Raw genomic sequence first — 25460 nt, forward strand, 5'->3', positions numbered from 1 at the left:
CCAGTGTTCCATGCCGCCGACCAGCGCTCACGGCGACCGGGCATGCTGGGCGCGTGACCCCGCCCGCCGACACCCCGGACTCCCCCGGCGAACCGGACCTTTCCGGCGACCTGGCGGCGCGGCGGGCCCGGTGGGCGGTCTCGGTGATGTTCGCCACGAACGGCGCGCTCTTCGCCGGGGTCGTGCCGCGCTACCCCGACATCACGGGCACCCTGCACCTGTCGAGCGCGGCCTTCGGCACGGCGGTCGCGGGCTACGGGGTGGGCGCGGTCGTGGCGGGGCCGTTCGCCGCGTCGCTGGTGCGCCGCTTCGGCTCCGCCCGGTTCGCCGTCGCCACGACCATCGGGGTCGCGGCCAACCTGCTGCTCATCGGCGCCGCGCCCGCGTGGGCCCTCCTCGCGACGGCGCTGGCGCTGGCCGGGGCGCTGGACTCCCTCACCGACATCGCCGAGAACGCCCAGGGCCTGCGGGTGGAGCGCAGCCTGCGACGGTCGGTGCTCGGGTCCATGCACGCCATGTGGAGCGTCGGCGCGGTGGCGGGCGGTGCCCTGGGCAGCGCCGCCGCGGGCCTGCGGATCCCGGTGGTCCTCCACCTCGGGGCGGTCGGCGCGGTCGCCGCCGTGGTCGCGCTGCTCGCCGGCCGCGCGATGCTCCCGGGCCACGAGGCCCTGCCGCAGGACGAGCCGGCCGCGACGGCGCCGCCCCGTCGCGGCCACCACGTGCGGCGGGCGGGCCTGCTCCTCGCCCTGGCGGCCGTGGCGTCGATGGGCCAGCTCATAGAGGACGTCACGGCCACCTGGAGCGCCCTCTACCTGCGCGAGTCGCTCGGGGCCGCAGCGGCCGTCGGCGGCCTCGGGTTCGTGGCGCTGCAGGTCACCCAGACGGGCGGGCGGCTCGTGGGCGACCGCCTCGTCACCTCCCACGGCGACCGGCTCGTCGCCCGCGCCGGTGTCGTCCTCGCCGGCACCGCGATGACCGTGGCGCTGCTCGTGCCGAGCCCGGCGTCAGTCGTCGCGGCGTTCGCCGTCGTGGGCCTGGGGATCGGCACCCTCATCCCGGCGGGGCTGCGGGCCGCCGACGGCGTGCCGGGTCTGCGCCCGGGGTCCGGGCTGACCGTCGTGGGGATGGGACTGCGCGTGACGCTGCTGCTGTCACCGCTGGGGACGGGACTGCTGGCGCAGGCGAGAGGGCTGCCGGCGGTCCTGTGGGCGCTGCCTGCGGCGGCCGTCGTCGTGCTCCTGCTCTCCCCCAGCCTCCCCACGCGCAGGGCCGGCTGAGGCGCCCACCAGGGCCTCCCCATGCCGTGCACCGGCACCCTCCCGCCGGCGCCGGCCGACCGCGGGTGGCAAGGGCGCGGGAGCCTCAGCGACGCAGGAGGGCGGCGACCGTCCCCGGGACGGCCCGGGCCACGGCGAGGGCGCGCACGGGGCCACCGGGGTTGGCGCAGTCGGCGGCGACGCCGTGGACGAGCGCGGCCAGGCTGCCGGCGTCGACGGGGTCGAGGCCGGCGGCCAGCAGCGTCCCCGCGATCCCGGCGAGGACGTCGCCCGCCCCTGCCGTCGCGAGCCACGGCGGGGCGTCGCGCTGCGAGCGCACCGGCACACCGGAATCGCTCGGCGGCACCACCAGCGTGGTGGCGCCCTTGAGCAGGACAGTCGCTCCCGTCGCGTCGGCGGCCCGGCGGGCGTGCCCCAGGGGGTCGGTGCTGACCTGCTCGCGGGTCACCTCGCCGCCCTCGAGGCGGGACAGCAGCCGCGCGAGCTCCCCCGCGTGCGGGGTGAGGAGGGTGGGGGCCCTGCGGGGACCCGTGACGAGGTCGAGCCCCCCGGCGTCGACGAGGACCGGGAGGTCGGACGCGAGCGCGTCCCGCGCCGTGTCGAGCTGGGCCTTGCTGCCCTGGGCCCGCGACGCCGTGTCGAGGCCGGGGCCGACCACCCAGGCCTGCACCCGTCCCTCGCCGAGCACCGCCTCCGGGACGGCCGAGCGGACCTGCGCGGTCGGCGTCGGCGTGCCGACGTAGCGCACCATGCCCACGCCCGCCTCCACGGCCGCGGTGCAGCAGAGCACGGGCGCGCCGGTGTAGCTCTCGCCACCGGCCACGACGCCGAGCACGCCGCGGGAGTACTTGTCGGCGGACGCGCCGGGCACCGGCCACAGGTCGCGCACGTCGTCGAAGTCGACGCGCTCCACGTCCGCCGCACCCTCGAGCGAGAGCCCGATGTCGACGAGCGTGAGCGCGCCGACGGCCGGCTCGGTGGCGGGCAGCAGGTGCACGGGCTTGGCCACGCCGAACGTCACCGTCTCGTCCGCGAAGACCCCCGTGTCCGAGGCGGAGCGGCCGGCCGGGTCGTGCCCCGAGGGCAGGTCCACCGCGACGACGTATGCCGTGTCCGGCACCGCCTCGACCCAGGCGCGGGCCGCGTCGGGCAGGCCGGGACGCCCACCGATCCCGAGCACTCCGTCCAGCACGAGGTCGGCGCCGTCCAGCGCGGTCACCGCGTCCTCGCCCGGGCCGACGACGCGCACGCCGGCCTCGACCGCCGCGGCCCGGCTGGCCTCGTGCACCGGCCAGTCGCCCACGAGGGCCGCGCACTCCAGGCCCCCACCGGCGAGGTGGGCCAGGGCCCAGAGCGCGTCGCCGCCGTTGTTGCCGGGGCCGACGAGGCCGACGACCCGGCGACCGTCGCGCTCCCGCACCCGGGCCAGGCAGACCTCGGCCAGGCCGAGGGCGGCCCGGCCCATGAGCTCGCCGTCCCCGAGGTTCGCCATGAGCGACTCCTCGGCACTGCGGACGCGGTCCGCGGCATACGCCCTCAACATGGTCAGCCCTCCACGACGACGACGGCCGACGCGATCCCCGCGTCGTGGGACAACGACACGTGCAGCGCGTGCACGCCCAGCGCCTCTGCGCGGGCCGCAACGGTGCCGGAGACGACGAGGTGCGGGCGGCCGTCGTCGCCCCGGCGCACGGTGGCGTCGTGCCACTCGAGCCCGACCGGGGCGCCGAGCGCCTTGGCGAGCGCCTCCTTGGCCGCGAAACGGGCGGCGAGGGAGTTGAGCGGCAGCGAGCACTCCTCCTCGGTGAAGAGGCGGTCGCGCAGCGCCGGGGTGCGCTCGAGCGTCGCCCCGAAGCGCTCCACGTCGACGACGTCGATCCCGACGCCGACGATCACCGCGAGCGCCCCGAGGGGCTGCCCGCAGTGCTGCGGGTGGAGCGCCGGGGCATGCCGGTCACTCGACGGTGACGCTCTTGGCGAGGTTTCGGGGCTGGTCGACGTCGAGGCCCTTGGCCGTCGACAGGTGCAGCGCGAAGACCTGCAGCGGCACGACGGTCAGCAGCGGCGCGAGCAGCGGCGACGTCTGCGGCACCCGGATCACCTCGTCGGCGAACGGCACCACGTCCTCGTCGCCCTCCTCGGCGATGACGAGGGTGCGGGCGCCGCGGGCGCGGATCTCCTGGATGTTGGAGACGACCTTCTTGTGCAGCTCGTGCGGCGTGCCCGGGCCGGGGACGACGATGAACACCGGCTGGCCGGCGTCGATGAGCGCGATGGGCCCGTGCTTGAGCTCCCCGGCGGCGAAGCCCTCGGCGTGGATGTAGGCGAGCTCCTTGAGCTTGAGCGCGCCCTCCATCGCGACCGGGTAGCCGACGTTGCGGCCGAGGAACAGGACCGAGCGCGTGTCGGCCATGAACCGGGCGATCTCCTTGACGCGGTCCATCCGGCCGAGCAGCTCCTCGAGCTTGGCCGGGACCTCGTGCAGCTCCTTCATCACGGCCTGCGCGTCGTCGGCGAAGGTGCCGCCGCGCAGCTGCGCGAGGTAGAGGCCGAGCACGTAGCAGGCGGTGATCTGGGCGAGGAACGCCTTGGTGGACGCGACGGCGATCTCGGGCCCGGCGTGGGTGTAGAGCACCGCGTCGGACTCGCGCGGGATGGTCGAGCCGTGGGTGTTGCAGATGCTCAGGGTGAGCGCGCCCAGCTCGCGGGCGTGCTTGACGGCCATGAGCGTGTCCATGGTCTCGCCGGACTGGCTGATCGAGACGACGAGGGTGCGCTCGCTGGCGATCGGGTCGGAGTAGCGGAACTCGTGCGCGAGGGACACCTCGACCGGGATGCGGGTCCAGTGCTCGATGGCGTACTTGGCGACCATCCCGGCGTATGCCGCGGTGCCGCACGCCACGATGATGATGCGGTCGACCTGGGTGAGCTGCTCCTCGGTGATCGACATGTCGTCGAGCACGAGCCGGCCCTCGGAGTCGGTGCGCCCGAGCAACGTGTCGCCGACGGCGTGCGGCTGCTCGTGGATCTCCTTCTCCATGAAGGTCGGGTAGCCGCCCTTCTCGGCAGCCGCGGCGTCCCAGGTCACCTCGTAGTGGGTGCCGTCGGCCGGGGTGCCGTCGAAGTTGGTCACCTCGTAGGAGTCAGGGGTGATCGTGACGATCTGGTCCTGGCCGAGCTCCAGGGCGTTGCGGGTGTGGCCGATGAAGGCGGCGACGTCCGAGCCGAGGAAGTTCTCGCCCTCGCCGAGGCCCACGACGAGCGGGCTGTTGCGGCGGGCGCCGACGACGACGCCGGGGCTGTCGGCGTGCACGGCGAGGAGCGTGAACGCGCCCTCGAGCCGGTTGACGACACCGCGCATCGCCTCGGTCAGGTCGCCCGTCCTGGCGTACTCGCGGGCCACGAGGTGGGCCGCGACCTCGGTGTCGGTCTCGCTGTCGAAGGTCACGCCGTCGCGCTGGAGCTCGCCCTTGAGCGCGTGGAAGTTCTCGATGATGCCGTTGTGGATGAGCGCGAGCTTGCCGTCGTCGCCACCACGGTGCGGGTGCGCGTTCTGGTCGGTGGGGCCGCCGTGCGTGGCCCACCGGGTGTGGCCGATGCCGGTGGTGGCTCCTGGGAGCTCGTCGGCGTCGAGCGCGCCCTGGAGGTTCACGAGCTTGCCCGCGCGCTTCTCCGTGGCCACGCCGCCCTCGGTCACGAGCGCGACGCCCGCCGAGTCGTAGCCGCGGTACTCGAGCCGCGCCAGCCCCTCCATGACGACGTCGAGCGCCTTGCCGTCGGCGTTCGGCCCGACGTATCCCACGATTCCGCACATGGGAAGCAGCGTAACGGCCGCCCGGCCTGCCGCACGCCACCGGCACCGTGGGCCACAATGGCGCGCGTGACCCACCCCGCAGGCGGCACCTCCACCCTTCCCTCCCCCTATGTGGAGCTCGACCGGGAGGCCTGGGCGCGACTGCGCGAGAACCAGCCGCTCAGCCTGACGGCGGCCGACGTCGCCCGGGTGCGCGGGCTCGGCGACCGGATCGACCTCGTCGAGGTCGAGGAGGTCTACCTGCCGCTGTCCCGGCTGCTCAACTTCTACGTCGGCGCCACCGCGGGGCTGCACCGGATCACGTCCGACTTCCTCGGGGAGCGGCCCGCCAAGACCCCGTTCGTCATCGGTGTCGCGGGGTCGGTGGCCGTGGGCAAGTCCACCACGGCCCGCCTGCTCAAGGAGCTGCTGTCGCGGTGGCCGGGCACGCCGGAGGTCGAGCTCGTGACGACCGACGGCTTCCTCTATCCCAATGCAGAGCTCGAGCGACGGAACCTGTTGCAGCGCAAGGGTTTCCCCGAGTCGTACGACCGCCGGGCCCTGCTGCGCTTCGTCGCCGAGGTGAAGTCGGGCCGCGCCGAGGTCACCGCACCCGTCTACTCGCACCTGACGTACGACATCGTCCCCGACGAGCAGATCGTGGTGCGCCAGCCCGACGTGCTCATCGTCGAGGGGCTCAACGTCCTGCAGGCGCCGCGCATCCACGAGGACGGTCGCACCGGCCTGGCCGTGAGCGACTTCTTCGACTTCTCGGTCTACGTCGACGCCCGGCTCGAGGACATCCGGGAGTGGTACGTCGACCGCTTCCTGCGGCTCCGCCAGACCGCCTTCGCCGACCCCGGCTCCTACTTCCACCGCTACGCCGTGCTCTCCGACGAGGAGGCGCGTGCGACGGCCCTGCGGATCTGGACCGAGATCAACGAGGTCAACCTGCGCGAGAACGTCCTGCCCACGCGCAGCCGCGCCACCCTGGTGCTGGCCAAGGGCCGCGACCACGGCGTCCGCCGCGTCCGCCTGCGCAAGCTCTGACCCGGCATCCCCCACGGGCGGCCGCACGAACCCCTGCTGGGCCGGCACGAACCTCTGCTAGCAGAGGTTCGTGCACTCAGCACAGGGCGCAACGTGTGCTGAGTGCGCCAAGGTCCGCTGAGCGAAGGGCGCGGGGTCCGATCAGCCGGGTAATGATGGGGGTATGCCGAGTGCTTCCGACAGCGCCCAGACCGCACCTGCCGACGCCGACCCGCCGCGCACCCGCACCGAGCACGACTCGATGGGGGACGTCGAGGTACCGGCCGACGCCCTCTGGGGGGCGCAGACCGCCCGGGCGGTCGAGAACTTCCCGATCTCCGGCCAGCCCGTCCCCGCCGGGGTCGTCCACGCCCTGGCCCAGCTCAAGGCGGCCGCGGCCGAGGTGAACGCCGAGCTCGGCGTGCTGGACGAGCCGCGCGCCGAGGCGATCGCCGCCGCGGCCCGCGAGGTGGCGGCCGGCGAGCACGACGACCAGTTCCCCGTCGACGTCTTCCAGACCGGCTCGGGCACCTCGACCAACATGAACGTCAACGAGGTCGTCGCCCGGCTGGCGCACCTCGCCACCGGGCTCGACGTCCACCCCAACGACCACGTCAACGCGGGCCAGTCGAGCAACGACACGTTCCCCAGTGCGCTGCGGGTCGCCGCCACACTGGCCGCCACGCAGGACCTCGCCCCCGCCCTGCTCCACCTGGCGACGGCACTGCGCCGCAAGGAGTCGGAGTTCGCGGACGTCGTCAAGGCCGGCCGCACCCACCTCATGGACGCCGTGCCCGTCACCCTCGGCCAGGAGTTCGGCGGCTACGCGCGGCAGGTCGAGCTGGGTGCCGAGCGCGTGCTGGTCGGCGCGCAGGCCACGGCGGAGCTCCCCCTGGGCGGGACGGCCGCCGGCACCGGGCTCAACGCCGCGCCCGGCTTCGCCGCCGCCGTGATCGAACGGGTCAGCGCCCAGACCGGGGTCGCCTTCCGGGAGGCGGCCGACCACTTCGAGGCGCAGTCCGCCCAGGACGCGGTGGTCGAGCTCAGCGGTGCGATGCGGGTCGTGGCCGTGAGCCTGACCAAGATCTGCAACGACCTGCGCTGGATGTCCTCGGGCCCGCGCAGCGGCCTCGGCGAGATCCACCTGCCCGACCTGCAGCCGGGCTCGAGCATCATGCCCGGCAAGGTGAACCCGGTCCTGCCCGAGGCGACCCTCATGGTCTGTGCCCAGGTCATCGGTCACGACACGACCGCCACCATCGCCGGGGCGTCGGGGGCGTTCGAGCTCAACGTCATGCTGCCGGTCCTGGCACGCACCGTCCTCGAGTCGGCCTCGCTGCTCGCCGCGGCCACGCGGGTGCTGGCCGACCGGTGCGTCGACGGCATCACGGCCGACCGGGACCGTGCGCGCGAGCTGGCCGAGGGGTCGCCGTCGATCGTGACGCCGCTCAACCGCTTCATCGGCTACGAGGCGGCAGCGGCCGTGGCCAAGCAGTCGATCGCCGAGCGGCGGTCGATCCGCGACATCGTCGTCGAGCGCGGGCACGTCGAGCGCGGCGAGCTCACCGAGGAGCAGCTCGACGAGGCCCTCGACGTCCTGCGCATGGCCCGCCCACCCCGCTGACCCTCGGCACACCCCTGCCGGACACGACGAGGGCCGCACCCGGTGGGTGCGGCCCTCGTCGTGGTTCGGGGTGGTGGCTCAGTACCAGTGCGGGCTGCGGCTCTGCCAGGCGCTCCACGCGCCGCAGGGGGTGCCGTAGGAGGACTTGATGTACTGCAGGCCCCACTTGATCTGGGTGACCGGGTTGGTCTGCCAGTCGTCGGCCACGGTCGCCATCTTCGAGCCCGGGAGGGACTGCGGGATGCCGTAGGCGCCGGACGAGGAGTTCGTGGCGGTCCAGCGCCAGCCCGACTCACCCATCCAGAGGTTGTCCAGGCAGCTCCACTGGCCGTCACCGAAGCCGTAGTCGCCCATCAGCGCACGGGCAGCGGCCCGCGGGTCCTTCTGGGCGTTCGCCAGCAGCGCCTGCTTCTTGGCCTCGAGCGCCTGGCGCGCCTTGTCGCGGGCCACCTGCTCGGCGCGGTCGCGACGGGCCTTCTCGGCCGCGGCCTGCGCGGCCAGGGCGGCGACGCGGTCCTTCTCCTGCGCGGCGGCGATGCTGGTGTTGGTCTCGTTGCGGTCCGCAGCGAGGCGCGCGGTGTCCTCGATCTGGTTGTCGGACTGCTCGTTGGCCTGCTCGATCGCCTCGCTGCTCACGGTGAACGCAGCGGTGCCGGTCTGGCGACCGTCGGTGGCCTGGTAGCCGGCCGCGGTGGTCGCGACGACGGCGAGCAGCAGGCTCGAGGTCACGGCGGGGCGACGGACGGCCCGGACGAGACCGGAGGAACGGGAGGCTGACCTGCCTTGGCGCGGCACGTTGCGGTGCCGCCCCTGGTAGGGCTGACTCATGTACGAATTCCTCCAAGAAGCCACGGGAGGATGGCCTCATCGATGTCGGGGGGACATGCCGCCCGACCGACGCGGGGGCCTGGCGTTATGAAACCGAGACTTTAACCGAACTTTGCCTGCGATCTCCAACTACCCCCAGGTTTCTGGGACGGATGTGACCAATGAGGCGAAGAAGTCATCCCTTTGACCGAGGCACTTCGGGGGCGAAGGTGCTGCACGCACCGGTGGCGAAGGTGCTGCACGCACTGGTGGCGCACCGCTCGGGAGCGGCGCGCCACCGGTGGTCGTCCGTGCGCCCTCAGACCTCCAGGCCCTCGAGCAGGTCGGTGACCAGCGCCGCGATCGGGCTGCGCTCGCTGCGGGTCAGCGTCACGTGGGCGAACAGCGGGTGACCCTTGAGTGCCTCGATCACGGCCGCGACGCCGTCGTGACGCCCCACCCGCAGGTTGTCGCGCTGGGCGACGTCGTGGGTGAGCACCACGCGGGAGTTCTGCCCGACCCGGGACAGCACGGTGAGCAGGACGTTGCGCTCGAGGCTCTGCGCCTCGTCCACGATGACGAACGCGTCGTGCAGCGAGCGACCGCGGATGTGGGTCAGGGGCAGCACCTCGAGCATGCCGCGGTCCATGACCTCCTCGACCACCTCGTGCGAGACCAGCGCGCCGAGCGTGTCGAAGACGGCCTGGGCCCAGGGCCCCATCTTCTCCTGCTCGCTGCCCGGGAGGTACCCGAGCTCCTGGCCGCCCACGGCATACAGGGGACGGAAGACGACCACCTTGCGCTGCTGGCGGCGCTCCATCACGGCCTCGAGCCCGGCGCACAGCGCGAGCGCCGACTTCCCGGTGCCGGCGCGGCCGCCGAGGCTGATGATGCCGACGTCGGGGTCGAGCAGGAGGTCCAGGGCGATGCGCTGCTCGGCACTGCGGCCGTGCAGCCCGAACGCGTCGCGGTCGCCACGGACCAGCCGCACCTGCTTGTCGGCACCCACGCGCCCCAGACCGCTTCCCCGCGGCGAGAGCAGCACGAGCCCGGTGTGGCACGGCAGCTCGGCGGCAGCCTCGCTCTCCAGCCGGCCGTGCTCGTAGAGGGTGTCCATCTCCTCGACGGTGACGTCGAGCTCGGCCATGCCGGTCCACCCGGAGTCGACGACGGCGAGCTCGGCGCGGTACTCCTCGGCCTGCATGCCGACGGCGGAGGCCTTGACCCGCATGGGCAGGTCCTTGCTGACGACCGTGACGTCGTGGCCCTCGAGCGAGAGGTTCTTGGCGACCGCCAGGATGCGGGTGTCGTTGTCGCCGAGGCGGAACCCGGCCGGCAGGCTCGTCGGGTCGGTGTGGTTGAGCTCGACGCGCAGCGTGCCGCCGTCCTCGCCCACCTTCACCGGCGCGTCGAGACGCCCCTCGCGGACCCGCAGGTCGTCCAGCAGCCGCAGCGCCTGGCGGGCGAAGTAGCCCAGCTCCGGGTGGTGCCGCTTGCCCTCGAGCTCGGTGACGACCACGACCGGCAGGACGACCTCGTGCTCGGCGAACCGCATCATGGCGCGCGGGTCGGAGAGCAGCACCGACGTGTCGAGGACGAACGTGCGGTGGGCCGGTTTGCGGCGGGACGCGGCGCTCGTGGCGCTCGGGTCGGCCTGGGCGGGCGCCGTGTCGCGCGCGGCGGAGCGGGCGCGACGGGTGGAGTCGGGAGTCGAAGCGTTCGAGGCCAATGTCTCTCCTCGGCACAGCGCGCCGGCCGGCGCAGTGCGCCTACTCGCGAACCAGGTGCCGGGACCACGCCCACCCACGGATGGGCCGGGTCCGACCCTCCGTCCGGAGCTGAGTTCGCCCCATGTGGTGGACCTCCCGAACGCCGGACGGGTGCCCTGCGTCAGCGCTGACGCTACGGCTCGCGCGGGCCCGCGACGCGCAGGATCGCGGCGTGTCACACAGAGTTAACCCGTTGGCCCGAGGCCGTCCCCCACCGTTCGTGCAGCAGCCGCCGGCGGCCAGCCCCCGCTGAGCCCTTGTTCGGCGGCTAGCCGCCGCTGAGCCCTTGTTCGGCGGCTAGCCGCCGAAGCGGCGGTTGCGCTCGGAGTAGGCGCGCAGCGCACGGAGGAAGTCGACGTGGCGGAAGTCCGGCCAGTACGCCTCACAGAAGTAGAACTCCGAGTGCGCCGACTGCCACAGCAGGAACCCGGAGAGCCGCTGCTCCCCCGATGTGCGGATGACGAGGTCAGGGTCCGGCTGCCCCTTCGTGTAGAGGTGCTCGGCGATGTGCTCGACCTGGAGCGTCTCGGCGAGCTCCTCGATCGTCGTGCCGTTGGCCGCGTGCGCCGTCAGCATCGAGCGCACGGCGTCGGTGATCTCCTGCCGACCGCCGTACCCGACGGCGACGTTGACCGTCATCCCCTGCACGGCGGCCGTCGCGTCGGCGGCCTCCTTGAGCTTGCGCGCCGTCTCGGCGGGGAGCAGGTCCAGCGACCCCACAGGGTTGATCCGCCAGCGCTGGGTCGCCGCCAGGTCGGTGACGGCGTTCTCGATGATCGACAGCAGCGGGACGACCTCTGCCTCGGGCCGGTTGAGGTTGTCGGTCGACAGCAGCCAGAGGGTGACGACCTCGACCCGCGCCTCCTCGCACCACTCGAGGAAGTTGGCGATGTTGTCCGCGCCGGCCTGGTGCCCCTCCTTGGTCCCGTGCCCGCGGGCAGCGGCCCAGCGCCGGTTGCCGTCGAGCATCACGCCCACGTGGCGGGGAAGCGTGGCCTTGTCGAGGCGTCGCCTCAGGCGCCGTTCGTATGCCGCATACAGGAGGTCGGACAGCGCCACAACGACTCCTCACGTGGTCCGGGGACGACGGATCCGCCCGACCTCCCACGCTACCCCTGTCCGACCCCGACGGTGCGGCAGGATGACCCCATGTCCGGCGCGCAGGAGTCGTTCTACGTGCTCGAGGAGGTCACCCCCGACGCAACGGTGGTCACCGCCACGTCGCAGACCGCCGGGCCGTGGTCCGCGACGGCCCAGCACGGCGGTCCGCCGATGGCGCTCATGTCGCGGGAGGCCGCCCGGGTGGCCGACCCGGGACGGGTCGTCATGCGGTTCACCGCCGACCTGCTCGGCCCCGTGCCGGTGGGGCGGCTGCGGGTGCAGGCGACCGTCGCCCGCCCGGGGCGCAGCGTCGAGCTGGTCGAGTGCCGGCTGACCGACCTCGACACCGACCGTGTCGTCGCACGGGCCGCCTGCTGGTTCGGGCCCAGGGTCGAGGGCGGACCCGCCACACCGCCGCCGGCCGTGCCGCCCGGTCCGGGCTCGGGGACGACCCGGGCGACGCCGCCCGGCTGGAGCCCCGGCTACCTCGACGCCATCGAGTGGTCCTGGGTCGACGGCGCGCTGGAGCAGCCCGGTCCGGCCACCGTGTGGATGCGCCCGCGCCCCGCGCTGGTGCCGGGCGAGCCGTGGACGCCGGTGGAGCGACTGCTCGCGTGCGTCGACTCGGCGTCGGGCGCCAGCGCGGCCCTCGACGTCGCCCGGTGGCAGTTCATGAACACCGAGCTCACGGCCCACCTCGTGCGCGAACCAGACGGCGAGTGGGTGGGGCTGCGGGCCGAGACCACGCTGGCCGGGACCGCCGTGGGGCTGGCCGCCGCGGAGCTCTTCGACGAGCACGGGTTCGTCGGGCGGAGCACGCAGTCGCTCCTCGTGCGGCCGACCTCACAGATTACCGGCCGGTAACCTACGTATCCGTAGGTTATGCTTGCCCGCATGACCCCGACGCCCACCCACCACAGCCCGGAGTCCCCCGACCAGGGGCCGATCGAGGCCGTCGTGGCGGCGGTCAAGCCGCGTCTGCGCGGCTGGCTGCACGCCGGCATGGTGCCCCTGGCAGTCGCCGCGGGCATCGTCCTCATCGCCCTGGCCCCCACCACGCCCGCACGCATCGCGGCCACCGTCTTCTCGGTCACCGCGTGGCTGCTGTTCGGCACCTCCGCGGTGTACCACCGCGGCAACTGGTCGCCCCGCGTGGCCGCCGTGCTCAAGCGGATGGACCACTCGAACATCTTCCTCATCATCGCCGGCACCTACACGCCGTTCGCGATGCTGCTCCCCCGGGCGCAGGCGACCCAGATGCTGCTCATCGTCTGGATCGGCGCCATCGCCGGCGTGCTGTTCCGGGTGTTCTGGGTCGGCGCCCCGCGCTGGCTCTACACGCCGATCTACGTCGCCCTGGGCTGGGTGGCCGTGTTCTACATGGGCCCGCTGCTGCACTTCGGCGGCCCGGCCATCGTCACGCTCATCGCGGTCGGCGGCGTGCTCTACACCGTGGGGGCGCTCGTCTACGGCATCAAGCGGCCGAACCCCTCACCGCGCTGGTTCGGGTTCCACGAGATCTTTCACACCCTGACCGTGGCCGCCTTCGCCGTGCACTACATCGCGGCGTCGATGTCGCTGTACCGCACCAACGCCTGACGCGTCGTCAGGCGGTGCGGTGGTGCTCGTCCGGGCCCTCACCGGTCGTGGTGTCCGTGCCGTCCCCGGTCGCGCCGTCCCCGGTTGCGCCGTCCTCGGCTGTGCCGGCCGCCGGGCCGTCCGCCTCGGGGGAGCCCTGGGCGGCCTTGCGGTCCGTCCCCGACTCGGCCTCCTTGCGCAGCTCCTCGGCCCGGTAGGACATCCGGCGCATCCGCGCGTTCATGTTGCGCATGAGCAGGTAGAGGGCGATCGCCAGCACGAAGAAGGCGACGAAGCCCCACAGGCCCGGCGAGACCAGCGAGGACGGCGCGCCGTTCACGCCGACACCGCCACGCGGCCGTCGTAGGCGACCTCGAGCCCGGACCTCGTGGCCAGGGCGTCGCCCGTGGCGACGTCGTCGATCCCGGCGAACAGGTCGTCCTCCACCGGCTCCACCGGCACGTACGACACCGCCGCCTCGAAGTCCTCGGTCGGCCAGATCCGCACCTGCAGGTCGCGCGGCACCTGGAAGAAGTGACCGTCGGGGTCGATCTGCGTGGCGTGCGCGAGCAGCGCCTGGTCCCGCTGGTCGAACCAGTCGGCGCAGTGGATGCGGGTGGTGATGGTCCGGGCGTCCTCCTCGGTCCACCGCTCGAGCCACTCGGCATACGGGCTCTCCCGGCCCTCCGCGAGGAAGGCCTCGTGGAAGGCGACGTACTTGGCCCGGTTGTGCGCGTTGTAGTAGATCTTCAGCGGCTGCCACGGCTCGCCCGCGTGCGGGTACGCCTCGGGGTCGCCGGCCGCGGCGAACGCCGCCATCGAGACCGTGTGGGTCATGATGTGGTCGGGGTGGGGGTAGCCGCCGTTCTCGTCGTACGTCGTCATGACGTGCGGGCGGAACCGCCGGATCTCGCGGACGAGGGCCTCGGTCGTCACGTCCAGCGGCTCGAGGGCGAAGCAGCCCTCGGGCAGCGGCGGCAGCGGGTCGCCCTCCGGCAGGCCGGAGTCCACGAAGCCCAGCCACGTGTGCTGCACCCCGAGGATCTCCTGCGCCTTGCGCATCTCCACCCGCCGCACCTGCGGGAGGTCGCGCTCGATCTGCGGGTCCCCCTTCAGCTTGGGGTTGAGCACGTCCCCGCGCTCGCCACCCGTGCACGACACGACGAGCACGTCGGCGCTCGTCGCCGCGTACTTGGCCATCGTCGCCGCGCCCTTGCTCGACTCGTCGTCGGGGTGCGCGTGCACCGCCATGAGCCGCCACCGGTCAGCCACTGTCACCCTCTCCTGGGTCATCACGGACAATGGGTGTCCGCGATCAAGCGGACACCACCTGCTCTCATCCTCTCACCGCACCGGAAGGCTCCGTCATGCCACTCCCCCGCCCCGCGCCCGGCACCGGCCGCTGGTGGGTCGTCGGCATCGTCGGCATCGGCCTCGCCACGGCCCTCGCCGTCTGGCTCGGGCTGGCCAACTCGGTGGGCCGGGTGACGTGGGTCGACACCGGGTACAAGGTCGTCGACGACCGCAGCGTCCGAGTCGAGTTCGACGTCCACCGCCCCTCGGGCGAGGCGGTCACGTGCCAGGTCAACGCGCTGGACCAGTCCTTCGGCGTCGTCGGCACGATCGAGGTCCGCGTCCCGGCGTCCGCGGAGCGGTCGGTGCACCAGGTGGTCGTCGTGCGGACCGCCGCGCGCGCCGTCACCGGCACGGTCAAGAGCTGCGACCCCTCCTGACCAGCGGGTTCGCGGTCCCGACGGGCGGAAATCCCGGACGCGAGCGGGCCTCCCGGCATACCCTCGGGCACGGGCGCCCGGGACGGCACGAAATGGACCGTTCGGACGGCGCCGCGTTAGACTCGTCCATTCACCGAGCGGTCTGGACCTCCTGCCACCTGCGTGGCGAGGGTCCGGGCCGCATTGCGTAGCACCCCGCACACCGGCCGACACCGCGCCGGGCGGGACCCCAGCCAAGGAGTACAACCGTGAGCGAGACCGCGACCCCCACCGCGAGCTACCTGACCCAGGACGCCTTCGACCGCCTGAAGGCCGAGCTGGACCAGCTCTCCGGGGAAGGCCGCACCGAGATCGCCAAGCGCATCGAGGCGGCGCGCGAGGAGGGCGACCTCAAGGAGAACGGCGGCTACCACGCGGCCAAGGAGGAGCAGGGCAAGATGGAGGCCCGCATCCGCCAGCTGACCCAGCTGCTCGAGAACGCCGTCGTGGGCACCAAGCCCGCGGACGACGGGATCGTCGAGCCCGGCATGGTCGTGACCGTCGACATGTTCGGCGACGACATGACCTTCCTCCTGGGCTCGCGCGAGATCGCGGACGGCTCCGACCTCGAGGTCTACAGCGAGAAGTCCCCGCTCGGCGCGGCCATCAACGGCAAGAAGGTCGGTGACTCCGCGTCCTACGAGGCGCCCAACGGCAAGACCATCGAGGTCACCGTCAAGGCCGCCAAGCCCTACGGCGCCTGACCTCCCCCAGCACCCGCACGAACGAAGGGGCCGCCCGCGACCGGGCGGCCCCTTCGTCGTGCCCGGCGGTTGCGGCCGGTCCGGTCAGCGGTCGGAGACGAGCTGGAAGAGGCGGTGGTCCGCCCAGCGCCCCGCGATGTGCAGGTATGACGGTGCGTCGCCGATCACCGTGAAGCCCGCCCTGAGCAGGACGCGCTGCGAGCGCACGTTGTCGAGCAGGGTGCCCGCCTGGAGCCGGTGCAGCCCGAGCTCGCCGAAGGCGAGGTCCACGACCTCGCGGAGCGCGGCGGTCGCCAGCCCGCGCGCGCCGGCCCGCTCGGCGAGCCAGTAGCCGACGTTGGCCGACTGGGAGGGTCCGCGGACGATCTCGTTGAGCGTGATCCGGCCGACGACCGCGTCGTCCTCGTCGAGGACGACCAGCGGCAGCCGGGTGCCCGCGCGGTGCTCGGCGAGCAGGCTCGCGACGAGCTCGCGCTGACCGTCCACCGTGTCGTACCCGGCTGGACGGTCGGGCATGGTCGGCGCGAGGAAGTCGCGGTTGGCGACGAGCAGCTCGGCGAGCACCTCGGCGTCGGACTCCCGGACCAGCCGGGTGACCCGTCCCCTGGGCTGGGCCATCAGCCGAACTTCAGCTGGTAGCCCTTGCCCCGCAGCGTGCGCAGGACCTCCTCGCAGTGCTGGCGCCCGCGGGTCTCCAGCTGCAGGCCGATCTCGACCTCGTCGACGCGGATCGTGGTCCCGGTGCGGATGTGCTCGACCTCGAGGACGTTGGCGTCGACGGCGGCGCAGTCGGCCAGCAGCCGGGCGAGGTGGCCGGGGGTGTCGGACACCCGCACCCGGAACTGCAGGTAGCGGCCGGCCGAGGCCATGCCGTGCCGGATGATCCGCAGGAGCAGCAGCGGGTCGATGTTGCCGCCGGAGAGCACCGCGACGACCGGGCCGTCGACCGGCTGGCCGGCCCGGGCGAGCAGGTGCGCGACGGCAGCGGCCCCGGCCGGCTCGACGACCAGCTTGGCCCGCTCGAGCACGAACAGCAGCGCCCGCGACAGCTCCTCCTCGCTCACCGTCTCGATGGCGTCGACGAGGTCGCGGACGAGCTCGTAGGGCACGTCGCCGGGCATGCCCACCGCGATGCCGTCGGCCATGGTCTGCATGCGCTCGTACGGCACCGGCTTGCCGGCGGCGAGCGAGAGCGGGTAGGCCGCCGCCTGCTCGGCCTGGACGCCGATGACCCGCACGTCCGGGCGGGCGGACTTCACCGCGACCGAGATGCCGGCGAGCAGCCCGCCACCGCCGGTGCTGACCACGATGGTCTTGACCTCGGGGCACTGGTCGAGGATCTCGAGCCCGGCGGTGCCCTGGCCCGCGACGATGTCGCGGTGGTCGAACGGGTGGATCAGCACCGCCCCCGTCTCGGCCTCCCACTCCCGTGCCTTGACGAGGCACTCGTCGATGGTCGTGCCGACCTGCTCGATCGTCGCGCCGTAGGCCTCGGTCGCGAGCAGCTTGGGCATGGGGGCACCGTGCGGCATGTAGACCTTGACGTCGATGCCGAGCATCTGGCCGGCGAGGGCGACGCCCTGGGCGTGGTTGCCGGCGCTGGCCGCGACGACGCCGCGCGCCTTCTCCTCGTCGGAGAGCCGCGACATCCGGGTGTACGCGCCGCGGATCTTGAAGGACCCGGCGCGCTGGAGGTTCTCGCACTTGAGGAAGACCTCGCAGCCGACCCGGTCGGTGAGGGCGCGGCTGTACTCGAGGGGCGTGGGGCGGACGACCCCGCTGAGCAGGTCCTGCGCAGCGCGGATGTCCTCCAGGGAGACGGACAGCATCGGTGGTGCCATGGCGAGCAGGCTAGTACCCGCCGGACGCCCTCCGGACCACCCGGCGGGGGCGCTAGTCGTGCACCCTGCGGTTGAACGCCCGGATCGCCAGCGGCGCCATCACCAGGGTCAGCCCTACCGTCCAGATCAGCGTCGTCACGACGGGGTGGTGCAGCGGCAGCTGGGCGTCCGCGGCCACGGGGCGGTCGTTGCCCCAGAGCTGCCGGACCGCCTGCACGAGCGAGGAGATCGGGTTCCACTCGGCGATGACGCGCAGCCAGTGCGGCATCCGGTCGCTGGGCGCGAACGTGTTGGCGAGGAACGTGATCGGGAACATCGTCGTGAACATCAGGCCGTTGACGGACTCGACCGAGCGCATGGCCGAGCCGACCAGGATGCCGACCCAGATCATCGCGAAGCCCCACAGGAGCAGCAGCAGGTAGGCCAGGACGGCGTCGACGAACCCGCCGCGGATGCGCCAGCCGACGAACAGGCCGGTCAGCGACATGACGAGGATGCCGATGCTCGAGTGCAGGAGACTGGAGATGCTGCGGCCCACCAGGACGGCCGACGGGTGGATCGGCAGCGACCGCATGCGGTCGACGATGCCCTTGTCGATGTCGGCGGTCAGCCCGACGGCCACGATGAACGAGGCGAACGCGATCGTCTGGCCCATGATCCCGGCCATCAGCCACTCGCGGTACCCGGCCGGCGAGCCCTGCACGGCGATCGAGCCGCCGAACACGTAGGCGAACAGCAGCACGAACATCACCGGCTGGATGGTGACGTCCATGAGCATCTCGGGCATCCGCTTGATGTGGATGAGGTTGCGCCGGGTGATGGCGAGGGACTGGCGCAGCAGGCCTGTGCGCTGGATCTGCGGCCTGGCCAGTCCGCTCGCGGTCCGGCGGACCCCGGTGTCGGTGCTCATGCGACGACCTCCTCGTCGTGCGGTGCCTCGCCGTCCTCGGCCCGGTGCCCGGTGAGGCTGAGGAAGACGTCGTCGAGGCTCGGACGCTTCAGGCCGAGGTCGTCGAGCTCGATCTCGCTGCCCTCGAACACTGCCGCGATGCGGGTCATGTCGCGCAGCCCCTCCGCCGGGGCGGTCAGCTGGCGGGCGCCGTGGTCGACGTGCACCTCGCTGACGTGCGCGCGCAGCAGCGCCTCGGCGGCGTCCAGCTCCTCGGCCCGCGAGACGGTCAGCACGATCGCCGCAGCGCCGCTGCGGTCCTTGAGCTCGAGCGCCGTCCCCTCGGCGATGACCCGCCCCCGGTCGACGACGACGATGCGGTCGGCGAGCTGGTCGGCCTCCTCGAGGTACTGGGTCGTGAGCAGCAGGGTCGTCCCGTCACGGACGAGCCCGCGCAGCACCTCCCACAGCTCCACCCGGCTGCGCGGGTCGAGCCCGGTGGTGGGCTCGTCGAGGAAGAGCACCGGCGGCGTCGCGATGAGGCTGACGGCCAGGTCGAGCCGTCGTCGCATCCCGCCCGAGTACGTCTTGACGACGCGGTCGCCGGCGTCGGTGAGCGAGAACCGCTCGAGCAGGTCACGGCTCGCGCTGCGCACGTAGGAGGAGGACAGCCCGTAGAGCGATCCGATGAGGCGCAGGTTCTCGCGCCCGGTGAGCAGCTCGTCGACCGTGGCGGCCTGGCCGGTCAGCCCCATGGAGCGGCGCACGGCGTCCGGGTCGGTGCGCACGTCGTGCCCGGCGACCCGCGCCGTCCCGGCGGTCGGGGCGGTGAGCGTCGTCATCATCCGCACGGTCGTGGTCTTGCCCGCACCGTTGGGCCCGAGCAGCCCCAGCACGGTGCCCTCCGGCACGACGAAGCTGACGTCGTCGACGGCCCGGGTGTCGCCGAAGGTCTTGACGAGGTGCTCGGCCTCGATCGCGGGCGCGCTCATCGTTCGAGCCTAGGCCGGTCCGCGACGCTCGTTCGACCCATTTTCTCCGTCCCCCCGGCGCTCGGTCGTGGTCTCAAGTGGTCGTGGTCCCAACCGGTCGTGGTCTCAGCCGGTCGTGGTCGCGCGGCCGATGAGGCAGAACGGGTGGCCGGCCGGGTCGGTGTAGACGCGGAACGTCCCGGTCTCCGAGGGCTGGTGGTCGTGCACGCGCGCCCCAGCCGCCAGCACCGCCGGCTCGGCGGCGTCGATGTCGCCGGCCCACAGGTCGAGGTGGAACTGCTGCGGGTGCGAGCCCCCGGGCCAGGTCGGCTCCCGGTAGTCGTCGATGCGCTGGAACGCCAGTGCCGGGCGTCCGTCCGGGTTGTCCGGCGAGAGGCCGCCACCCGGGGGCACGAGGGTCGACCAGTCGCGGTCGGACCCGTCCTCGAGCGGCCACCCCAGGACCTCGGAGTAGAACCTCGCGAGCTCGAGCGCGTCGGGGCAGTCGAGGATGACGAGGTCGAGCAGGGGCTTGGGCGGGATCGGGACAGCGGTGTCGTCGGCCATGGGCCGACGCTAGGCCCGACCCCCGACAACGGTCGAGGCGAGCGCCCGTGCCGCCTCCGGGTGCAGCTCGCGGAGCAGCCCCACCGCCGCGAGCAGGTATGCCGTGTCGGTCACCACCCGTGCGTCCCGGGGGACCTTCCAGCCGCCAGCGTGGTCCGTCGCGACGGCGGTCAGCACCGCGTCGCGGTCCGCCGCCGGCGAGTGCCGGAGCACGCCCCCGGACCCCACGACGACGGTCACGTCCGCGAGTGGGCGCGGGCTGCTCCCGGGGCCGGCCGGACGGGCGTGGCGGCGCACGGCGACCACCGCGGCGGTCCGGGCCAGGGCGAGGTCGAGCCCGCGCTCGTGGTCGTCCGAGGGGAGGTGACCGGGGTCGGCGGCCAGCCGCGCGGCATACGCCTCGAGGCCGTCGGGCACCGGGAGGTGCTCGCGGGCGGCGGCAGCGACGACGCCCTCGGCGTTCCAGCGCATGCCGAGGTCGGCCTCGACCGTGCGCGCGTGCCAGAGCGGTGCGACGACGTCCTTGGCGAGCCCGGCGTCCTCGCCCTGCGGCGTGATGACGGAGTAGACGTCGGTCGTGGCGCCGCCGATGTCGACGACGAGCACGTCGCCGCCGACGGCGTCGGCCAGCACCTCGACTCCCCCGAGGACGGCGTCAGGAGTGGCGGCGCGCACCAGCCGGCCGAACTCGGGGCCGCGGGACAGGCCCTTGCCGCCGATCACGTGGTGCAGGAACGCCGCCCGGATCGCGGCCCGGGCAGCGTCGGGGGCGATGACACCGATCCGCGGCAGGACGTTGTCGGTGACGGTGAAGGTGCGCCCCGTCGAGGCGAGGACCGCGGCCACCTCGTCGGCGGCGTCGGAGTTGCCGGCGACGACCACCGGTGCCGTGACACGGGCCCTGGCCAGGCGCGTCGCGTTGTGCAGCAGGACGTCGGCGTTCCCGCCGTCGGTGCCGCCGACGAGCAGGACGATGTCGGGCCGGCTGGCCCGCAGCGCGGTCACCCCGGCGCCGTCGAGCCGTCCCGCTGCCACGTGCTCGACCCGGGCGCCGGCGCTCAGGCCGACCCGGTGCCCGGCCTCGGCGGTGACGTCGCGCTCGTACCCGACCACCGCCAGCCGCAGGCCGCCGCCGGCGCTGGAGCAGGCGACGACCTCGTCGGGGGTGCCGTGCGCCGCGAGCTCGTCGAGGACCGTGCGGTAGCCGTCGAGCACGTCGGTGCCGATGGTCGTCGGCGTCGAGGCCGTCGCCACGAGCCGGCCGTCGCCGGTGTCGACGAGGGCGGCCTTGGTGAACGTCGACCCGAAGTCGACGGCGAGCGCGAGGGGCATGGCGGCAGGAGGGTCTTCGCCTGTGGCGGTGTCGTGGTGGCTGGTGTCTCGGTGGCTCCGGTGCCCGCGGCTCAGCCGAGGCGGTCGAGCGCCTGGCCGAGGTCGGCGATGAGGTCGTCGACGTCCTCGATGCCGCAGGACAGGCGGATCAGGTCGGCCGGCACCTCGAGCTCGGTGCCAGCGACGGACGCGTGCGTCATGCGCGCCGGGTGCTCGATGAGCGACTCGACGCCGCCGAGGGACTCGCCGAGGGTCCACAGCTGGGTCTCGCCGCAGACCTTGACCGCGACGTCCTCGCCCGCCTTGACCTGGAACGAGATCATCCCGCCGAAGCGGCGCATCTGCTTCTTCGCGACCTCGTGGCCGGGGTGGCTCTCCAGGCCCGGGTAGTGCACGGCCTTGACGGCCGGGTGGCTGCTGAGGAACTCCACGACCCGCTCGGCGTTGTCGCTGTGCTTCTCCATCCGGACCGCGAGCGTCTTGAGGCCGCGCAGCACGAGCCAGGCGTCCATCGGCCCGGCGACCGCGCCCATCGAGTTCTGGTGGAAGGCGATCCGGTCCGCCGCGTCGGCGTACCCCGGCACCGCGATGTCGTGGCCCACGACGACCGCGCCGCCGACGACGTCCGAGTGGCCGCCGCAGTACTTGGTGGTCGAGTGCGTGACGATGTCGGCGCCGAGCGACAGGGGCTGCTGGAGGTACGGGCTCGCGAAGGTGTTGTCCACGACGAGCAGGGCGCCGGCCTCGTGGGCCACCGCCGCGAGCGCCTCGATGTCGGCGATGCCGAGCAGCGGGTTGGTCGGCGTCTCGACCCAGACGATCTTCGTCGTGCCGGGCCGGATGGCCGCGCGGACCGCGTCGACGTCGCCCATGGGGGCGATGGAGTGCTCGACGCCCCAGGGCGTGAGGACCTTGTTGAAGAGGCGGTACGTGCCGCCGTACGCGTCGTTGGGGACGACCACGTGGTCACCGGGGGCGAGCAGGGCGCGCAGCACGGTGTCCTGGCCGGCCAGCCCGGAGGAGAACGCGAACCCGCGGACGCCGCCCTCGAGCGCGGCGAAGCACTCCTCGAGCGCCGTGCGGGTCGGGTTCGCCGAGCGCGAGTACTCGTAGCCGCCGCGGAAGCCGCCGATGCCGTCCTGCTTGTAGGTCGAGACCTGGAAGATCGGCGTGATGACCGCGCCGGTCCCCGCGTCGGGCTCCTGCCCGGCATGGATCGCCCTGGTCGAGAACCCCTGCTGCCGCACGTCGTCGCTCATGGCGGCAAGGCTAGCCGTCGCCCAGGACCCGTCGCCCACCGCCGGGTCCTCCTGCGGCGCCGCCCGCCGGTCCCCCCGCGGCTCCTCCAGCCGGTCCCCGCGGCTCAGCCCGCCGGGTCCTCCCGTGGGGCCTCCGGCGCAGCCTCGACGACCACCGGGTCACCGACCTGCAGCCGGCCGCCCTCGAGGATGCGGAACACCGTGCCTCCCCGGGCGTGCATCGCCTTCATGGCACCGGGAGCGATCAAGTCGTCGAGCAGGCGGCACGGGGCGGCGGGGCGGCGGGGCGCACCACCTCGAGCAGCACCTCCCCCACCCGCACCCGTGTCCCGGGCTTCCCCGGCACCGGGCCACCGGACACCGTGAGGTTCCGCCGGGTCGCGCCGGGCTCCACGACCGACCCCAGCGCCGCGCCCGCCGCCTCGAGGTCGAGGGCCGACTGGATCGTCACGTGCCGGTGCCGCGACCCGTGGTACCGGTCGCCGACCAGGCCGGCCCCGGCCTCTGCGACGACCTCGGGCACCGACCGCGTCGGGATGCGGCGGGCCGGTGCCACGTGGATCGAGACGACCTCGCCGAGGGACGTCCCGGGCTCGACTGCGACCAGGCTCACCGCAGCTCCTTCTGCCACTCGCGCATGGCCGCGTCCTCGGCATACCCGAGCTCGCGGTTGACGGCGAGCATCGGTGCGTTCTCCTCGGCGTTCCACGTCCGGACCGTCGCGGGCCCCGGCAGGTGGTCCATGAGGGCGAGGGTGTTGGCGGCCTTCATGCGCAGCCCGAGCCGGTGGCCGCGGTGCTCGCGCAGGACGAGCGTGTCCTGCTGGTACACGACGGACGGGTCGCTCGTGACCGTCGTCTGGGTGTAGCCGGCGACCGAGCCGTCCGCGGTGAACGCGAAGGTGTCGACGGCCGTCCGCCCAGCGTGCACGATCCGCTCGTAGTCCGCGCGGACCCGCTCCTCGTCCCACACCTCCTCCTCGATCTGGAGGTCGCCGAGCGGCACGTCGGTGCTCATCCGCCGCGCCAGGAGCGCGCGGGCGCCGACCCACGCGTCCGGTATGCCGCCGAGCGCCGTCCGCAGGACGTACCCGTCACCGTCGTGGTCGGCGAGCAGGCCGGTGGGGCGGTCGCGGTCGAGCGGGAGGGCCAGCGAGCTGCGCAGGTTGGTCTGGGCGGCCTGGTAGCCGAACCGGCCGGCGAACCCGCCGTGGACGTCGTCCGCGCCGGCGCGCCACTGGGTGTCGGCGACGACCAGGTCCCGCCCCGCCTCGCGCACGAGGCCCTCCGCGTGCTGGAGCAGCCGGCGCCCGTGCCCCCGCCCCCGTTGGTCGGGGTGGACGGCGAGGTCGAGCATCGACAGGCGCAGGTTGTCGTGCAGGGGCATGGCGAGGGTCGCCGCACCGACCAGGGAACCGCGCTCGTCGCAGGCACCGAGGGCGATGGTGCGCCGGGCGGGGTCGCCCAGCAGGACCCGGCGCTCCTCAGGGGTGCGGGCGGAGTGCAGGTCCCCGAGGTCGTGCACCGCGGACGCGTGGAGCACGTCGCACCAGGCGAGGAACACCTCGTCCGGCCCGTCGGGGTCGATCGCCACGATGCCGTCCACCCGCCCACCCTGTCGCACCCGGCGCGGCGACGGCAAAGGGGTTGTGGCTGCCGGGCGGGGAGGCAGGCACGGCCGCCGTCGCGTCGCTGCACGTCGGCGTCCGTGCGGGGGCAGGAACAGCCGCGGGGGCGGTCGCGTTGCACAGGGCGTGATCTTCGGGAGCCGCAGCAAGTCGACCATGCCCACCGCCGAGGAGGCCCTCCAGGGCCGCCCCACCCGGCCGTTCTCGATCGCACCGGAGCACCTGGTGCTGCACACCCCCGTCGAGGGGCCCTGGCCCGAGGGCACCGAGGTGCTCTACGTCGCCATGGGCTGCTTCTGGGGGGCCGAGCGCATCTTCTGGCAGCAGCCCGGCGTCGTCGCGACGGCTGCCGGCTACATGGGCGGGTTCACCCCCAACCCGACGTACGAGGAGACCTGCACGGGTCGCACCGGCCACGCCGAGACCGTGCTCGTCGCCTACGACCCCGAGCAGACCTCGCCCGAGCTGCTGCTCAAGGAGTTCTGGGAGAACCACGACCCGACGACGGCGAACCGGCAGGGCAACGACATCGGCACGGCATACCGCTCGGCCATCTACTGGACCACCGAGGGGCAGCGGCTCGCGGCCGAGGCCACCAAGGAGTCGTTCCAGAAGGTCCTCACCGAGCACGGGTACGGCGCCATCACGACCGAGGTCCGGTCGGCGCAGGACGCGGGGCCCTTCTACTACGCCGAGGACTACCACCAGCAGTACCTCTTCAAGAACCCCGGCGGCTACTGCAACCACGGGTTCAAGGGCATGACCTGCCCGGTGGGCATCGTCAAGCAGGACCAGCTGCCGTCGCAGGAGAGCGTCCTGCGCACCAACGACTCGGGCGCCTGACGGCGGTCCGACGCCGGGTCCCGCGGTGCGTCAGCGGCGGGTGACGTAGTACGCCGCAGCGCTGGCGTCCTTGAACGCCCAGCTGTCGCGGAGCACGCCCTTGGAGTCGCGCAGGTATGCCGTGTCGCCGGTGTTGTTCCAGACGTACCAGGAGCGGTTGTAGTACCGGTGCGACGCCGTGGCCGAGCCCTTGCCGGTGTGGATGGTGACGGAGGCCCCGGCCTTGAGCGTGAACGTCGGGAACCGGTACGTGTAGCCCTGCTTGTCGCGCAGGGTCCAGCCGGTCAGCGACCGGTTGGTGCTCGTCGTGTTCTTCAGGACGACGTACTCGGCGTTGAGGCTGGAGTTGCTGCCGGTGTCCGAGCCCGGCGAGTCGTACTGGATCTTCACGATGCGGATCGGCGGGGTCGTGGCCGACGCGGTGGACGGCACGGCGAGGCCGACCCCGACGGCGACGGTGGCGGACAGGGCGAGGGAGACAGCGGTGCGGCGCATGTCCCGACCGTATTGAGGCCTGGTGCGGCACACGTGCCGATTCGTCCCCTCGAGCCCGGACTCCGGCCGAACGGACGAGGACCGAGGGCACGTTCGTGGCCACGGGGCCACGAACGGCGCCGCGAGGCCGCCGTGGAGCGCCGTCCGTGGCGTTCGCGCCACGAACGGTCGGAGCACCCGCG

Annotated in this window: 26 protein-coding genes; 8 read left to right on the forward strand and 18 right to left on the reverse strand. The window is 73.3% G+C overall.

Annotated elements, in window-relative coordinates; translation table 11 throughout:
- Nucleotides 1-53: 53 nt before the first annotated feature.
- Nucleotides 54-1277, forward strand: a complete 1224-nt coding sequence (locus J2X64_RS04525) for an MFS transporter (RefSeq protein WP_310150240.1) — start codon at nt 54-56, stop codon at nt 1275-1277.
- Between the two features lie 85 nt (nt 1278-1362).
- Here J2X64_RS04525 and J2X64_RS04530 read toward each other — a convergent pair whose 3' ends face one another.
- Genes J2X64_RS04530 through glmS form a run of 3 tightly spaced genes read right to left on the reverse strand, consistent with a single transcriptional unit; the run spans nt 1363 to nt 5091 of the window.
- Nucleotides 1363-2769, reverse strand: a complete 1407-nt coding sequence (locus J2X64_RS04530; RefSeq protein ID WP_310150242.1) for an NAD(P)H-hydrate dehydratase — start codon at nt 2767-2769, stop codon at nt 1363-1365.
- A 53-nt stretch (nt 2770-2822) separates the two neighbouring features.
- A complete protein-coding gene (locus tag J2X64_RS04535) occupies nt 2823-3173 on the reverse strand; it encodes a holo-ACP synthase (protein ID WP_310150247.1) in 351 nt (116 codons plus the stop codon).
- Between the two features lie 58 nt (nt 3174-3231).
- Nucleotides 3232-5091, reverse strand: coding sequence for a glutamine--fructose-6-phosphate transaminase (isomerizing) (glmS, locus tag J2X64_RS04540; RefSeq protein WP_310150249.1), 1860 nt, complete (start codon nt 5089-5091; stop codon nt 3232-3234).
- Between the two features lie 57 nt (nt 5092-5148).
- Here glmS and coaA point away from each other — a divergent pair, with 57 nt between their 5' ends.
- On the forward strand, nt 5149-6120 hold the full coding sequence (gene coaA, locus J2X64_RS04545) for a type I pantothenate kinase (protein ID WP_310150252.1): 972 nt from the start codon (nt 5149-5151) through the stop codon (nt 6118-6120).
- 163 nt (nt 6121-6283) lie between these two features.
- Nucleotides 6284-7723: a class II fumarate hydratase gene (locus tag J2X64_RS04550; protein ID WP_310150255.1), complete on the forward strand. Its 1440-nt coding sequence runs from the start codon at nt 6284-6286 to the stop codon at nt 7721-7723.
- 78 nt (nt 7724-7801) lie between these two features.
- Here the strand turns inward: J2X64_RS04550 and J2X64_RS04555 are convergent, their stop codons facing one another.
- From J2X64_RS04555 to J2X64_RS04565, 3 genes are all read right to left on the reverse strand, one after another.
- On the reverse strand, nt 7802-8551 hold the full coding sequence (locus tag J2X64_RS04555; protein WP_310150257.1) for a hypothetical protein: 750 nt from the start codon (nt 8549-8551) through the stop codon (nt 7802-7804).
- Between the two features lie 298 nt (nt 8552-8849).
- On the reverse strand, nt 8850-10088 hold the full coding sequence (locus tag J2X64_RS04560) for a PhoH family protein (RefSeq protein ID WP_397444032.1): 1239 nt from the start codon (nt 10086-10088) through the stop codon (nt 8850-8852).
- Nucleotides 10089-10596: 508 nt separating this feature from the next.
- On the reverse strand, nt 10597-11358 hold the full coding sequence (locus tag J2X64_RS04565) for an isoprenyl transferase (protein WP_310150263.1): 762 nt from the start codon (nt 11356-11358) through the stop codon (nt 10597-10599).
- Between the two features lie 90 nt (nt 11359-11448).
- Here J2X64_RS04565 and J2X64_RS04570 point away from each other — a divergent pair, with 90 nt between their 5' ends.
- Both J2X64_RS04570 and J2X64_RS04575 read left to right on the forward strand, forming a co-directional pair.
- Nucleotides 11449-12264, forward strand: coding sequence for a thioesterase family protein (locus tag J2X64_RS04570; RefSeq protein WP_310150266.1), 816 nt, complete (start codon nt 11449-11451; stop codon nt 12262-12264).
- Nucleotides 12265-12294: 30 nt separating this feature from the next.
- Nucleotides 12295-12999, forward strand: a complete 705-nt coding sequence (locus J2X64_RS04575; RefSeq protein ID WP_310150270.1) for a hemolysin III family protein — start codon at nt 12295-12297, stop codon at nt 12997-12999.
- A 7-nt stretch (nt 13000-13006) separates the two neighbouring features.
- Here J2X64_RS04575 and J2X64_RS04580 read toward each other — a convergent pair whose 3' ends face one another.
- Complete coding sequence (locus tag J2X64_RS04580; RefSeq protein ID WP_310150272.1) at nt 13007-13318, reverse strand: hypothetical protein; 312 nt, start codon at nt 13316-13318, stop codon at nt 13007-13009.
- Entirely contained in the window at nt 13315-14250 is a 936-nt protein-coding gene (gene mca / locus J2X64_RS04585; protein WP_310150274.1) for a mycothiol conjugate amidase Mca, read from the reverse strand. Before mca ends, J2X64_RS04580 begins: the two co-directional genes overlap by 4 nt.
- A 95-nt stretch (nt 14251-14345) precedes the next feature.
- On the opposite strand from mca, the gene J2X64_RS04590 reads away from it, so the two are divergent.
- Together J2X64_RS04590 and greA are read left to right on the forward strand one after the other, a co-directional pair.
- Nucleotides 14346-14711 carry a DUF4307 domain-containing protein gene (locus J2X64_RS04590; protein WP_310150276.1) on the forward strand — a complete coding sequence of 122 codons (366 nt, stop codon included), beginning with the start codon at nt 14346-14348 and terminating at the stop codon, nt 14709-14711.
- A 248-nt stretch (nt 14712-14959) separates the two neighbouring features.
- Nucleotides 14960-15454, forward strand: a complete 495-nt coding sequence (greA, locus tag J2X64_RS04595; protein ID WP_310150279.1) for a transcription elongation factor GreA — start codon at nt 14960-14962, stop codon at nt 15452-15454.
- An 84-nt stretch (nt 15455-15538) separates the two neighbouring features.
- Here the strand turns inward: greA and J2X64_RS04600 are convergent, their stop codons facing one another.
- From J2X64_RS04600 to J2X64_RS04640, 9 genes are all read right to left on the reverse strand, one after another.
- On the reverse strand, nt 15539-16072 hold the full coding sequence (locus J2X64_RS04600; RefSeq protein ID WP_310150282.1) for a GNAT family protein: 534 nt from the start codon (nt 16070-16072) through the stop codon (nt 15539-15541).
- A complete protein-coding gene (gene ilvA / locus J2X64_RS04605; RefSeq protein ID WP_310150285.1) occupies nt 16072-17295 on the reverse strand; it encodes a threonine ammonia-lyase in 1224 nt (407 codons plus the stop codon). Before ilvA ends, J2X64_RS04600 begins: the two co-directional genes overlap by 1 nt.
- A 52-nt stretch (nt 17296-17347) precedes the next feature.
- Nucleotides 17348-18205, reverse strand: a complete 858-nt coding sequence (locus tag J2X64_RS04610) for an ABC transporter permease (protein WP_310150288.1) — start codon at nt 18203-18205, stop codon at nt 17348-17350.
- On the reverse strand, nt 18202-19176 hold the full coding sequence (locus tag J2X64_RS04615) for an ATP-binding cassette domain-containing protein (RefSeq protein ID WP_310150291.1): 975 nt from the start codon (nt 19174-19176) through the stop codon (nt 18202-18204). Before J2X64_RS04615 ends, J2X64_RS04610 begins: the two co-directional genes overlap by 4 nt.
- Nucleotides 19177-19281: 105 nt before the next feature.
- Nucleotides 19282-19722 carry a VOC family protein gene (locus tag J2X64_RS04620; RefSeq protein ID WP_310150295.1) on the reverse strand — a complete coding sequence of 147 codons (441 nt, stop codon included), beginning with the start codon at nt 19720-19722 and terminating at the stop codon, nt 19282-19284.
- A 9-nt stretch (nt 19723-19731) separates the two neighbouring features.
- The gene (locus J2X64_RS04625; protein ID WP_310150298.1) at nt 19732-21054 is read right to left on the reverse strand and encodes a glutamate mutase L; all 1323 of its coding nucleotides are present in this window, start codon (nt 21052-21054) and stop codon (nt 19732-19734) included.
- 71 nt (nt 21055-21125) lie between these two features.
- Complete coding sequence (locus J2X64_RS04630) at nt 21126-22313, reverse strand: cystathionine gamma-synthase (protein WP_310150301.1); 1188 nt, start codon at nt 22311-22313, stop codon at nt 21126-21128.
- 244 nt (nt 22314-22557) lie between these two features.
- Nucleotides 22558-22926 carry an MOSC domain-containing protein gene (locus J2X64_RS04635; RefSeq protein ID WP_310150305.1) on the reverse strand — a complete coding sequence of 123 codons (369 nt, stop codon included), beginning with the start codon at nt 22924-22926 and terminating at the stop codon, nt 22558-22560.
- A complete protein-coding gene (locus J2X64_RS04640; RefSeq protein ID WP_310150307.1) occupies nt 22923-23918 on the reverse strand; it encodes a GNAT family N-acetyltransferase in 996 nt (331 codons plus the stop codon). Before J2X64_RS04640 ends, J2X64_RS04635 begins: the two co-directional genes overlap by 4 nt.
- 178 nt (nt 23919-24096) lie before the next feature.
- Between J2X64_RS04640 and msrA the strand changes: the two genes are divergently transcribed.
- On the forward strand, nt 24097-24783 hold the full coding sequence (gene msrA / locus J2X64_RS04645) for a peptide-methionine (S)-S-oxide reductase MsrA (protein ID WP_310150310.1): 687 nt from the start codon (nt 24097-24099) through the stop codon (nt 24781-24783).
- A 30-nt stretch (nt 24784-24813) separates the two neighbouring features.
- Here the strand turns inward: msrA and J2X64_RS04650 are convergent, their stop codons facing one another.
- Nucleotides 24814-25278 carry a lamin tail domain-containing protein gene (locus tag J2X64_RS04650; protein ID WP_310150313.1) on the reverse strand — a complete coding sequence of 155 codons (465 nt, stop codon included), beginning with the start codon at nt 25276-25278 and terminating at the stop codon, nt 24814-24816.
- Between the last annotated feature and the right edge of the window lie 182 nt (nt 25279-25460).

Origin of the sequence: Phycicoccus sp. 3266 (assembly GCF_031456495.1) — a bacterium.
GTDB lineage: Bacteria > Actinomycetota > Actinomycetes > Actinomycetales > Dermatophilaceae > Pedococcus.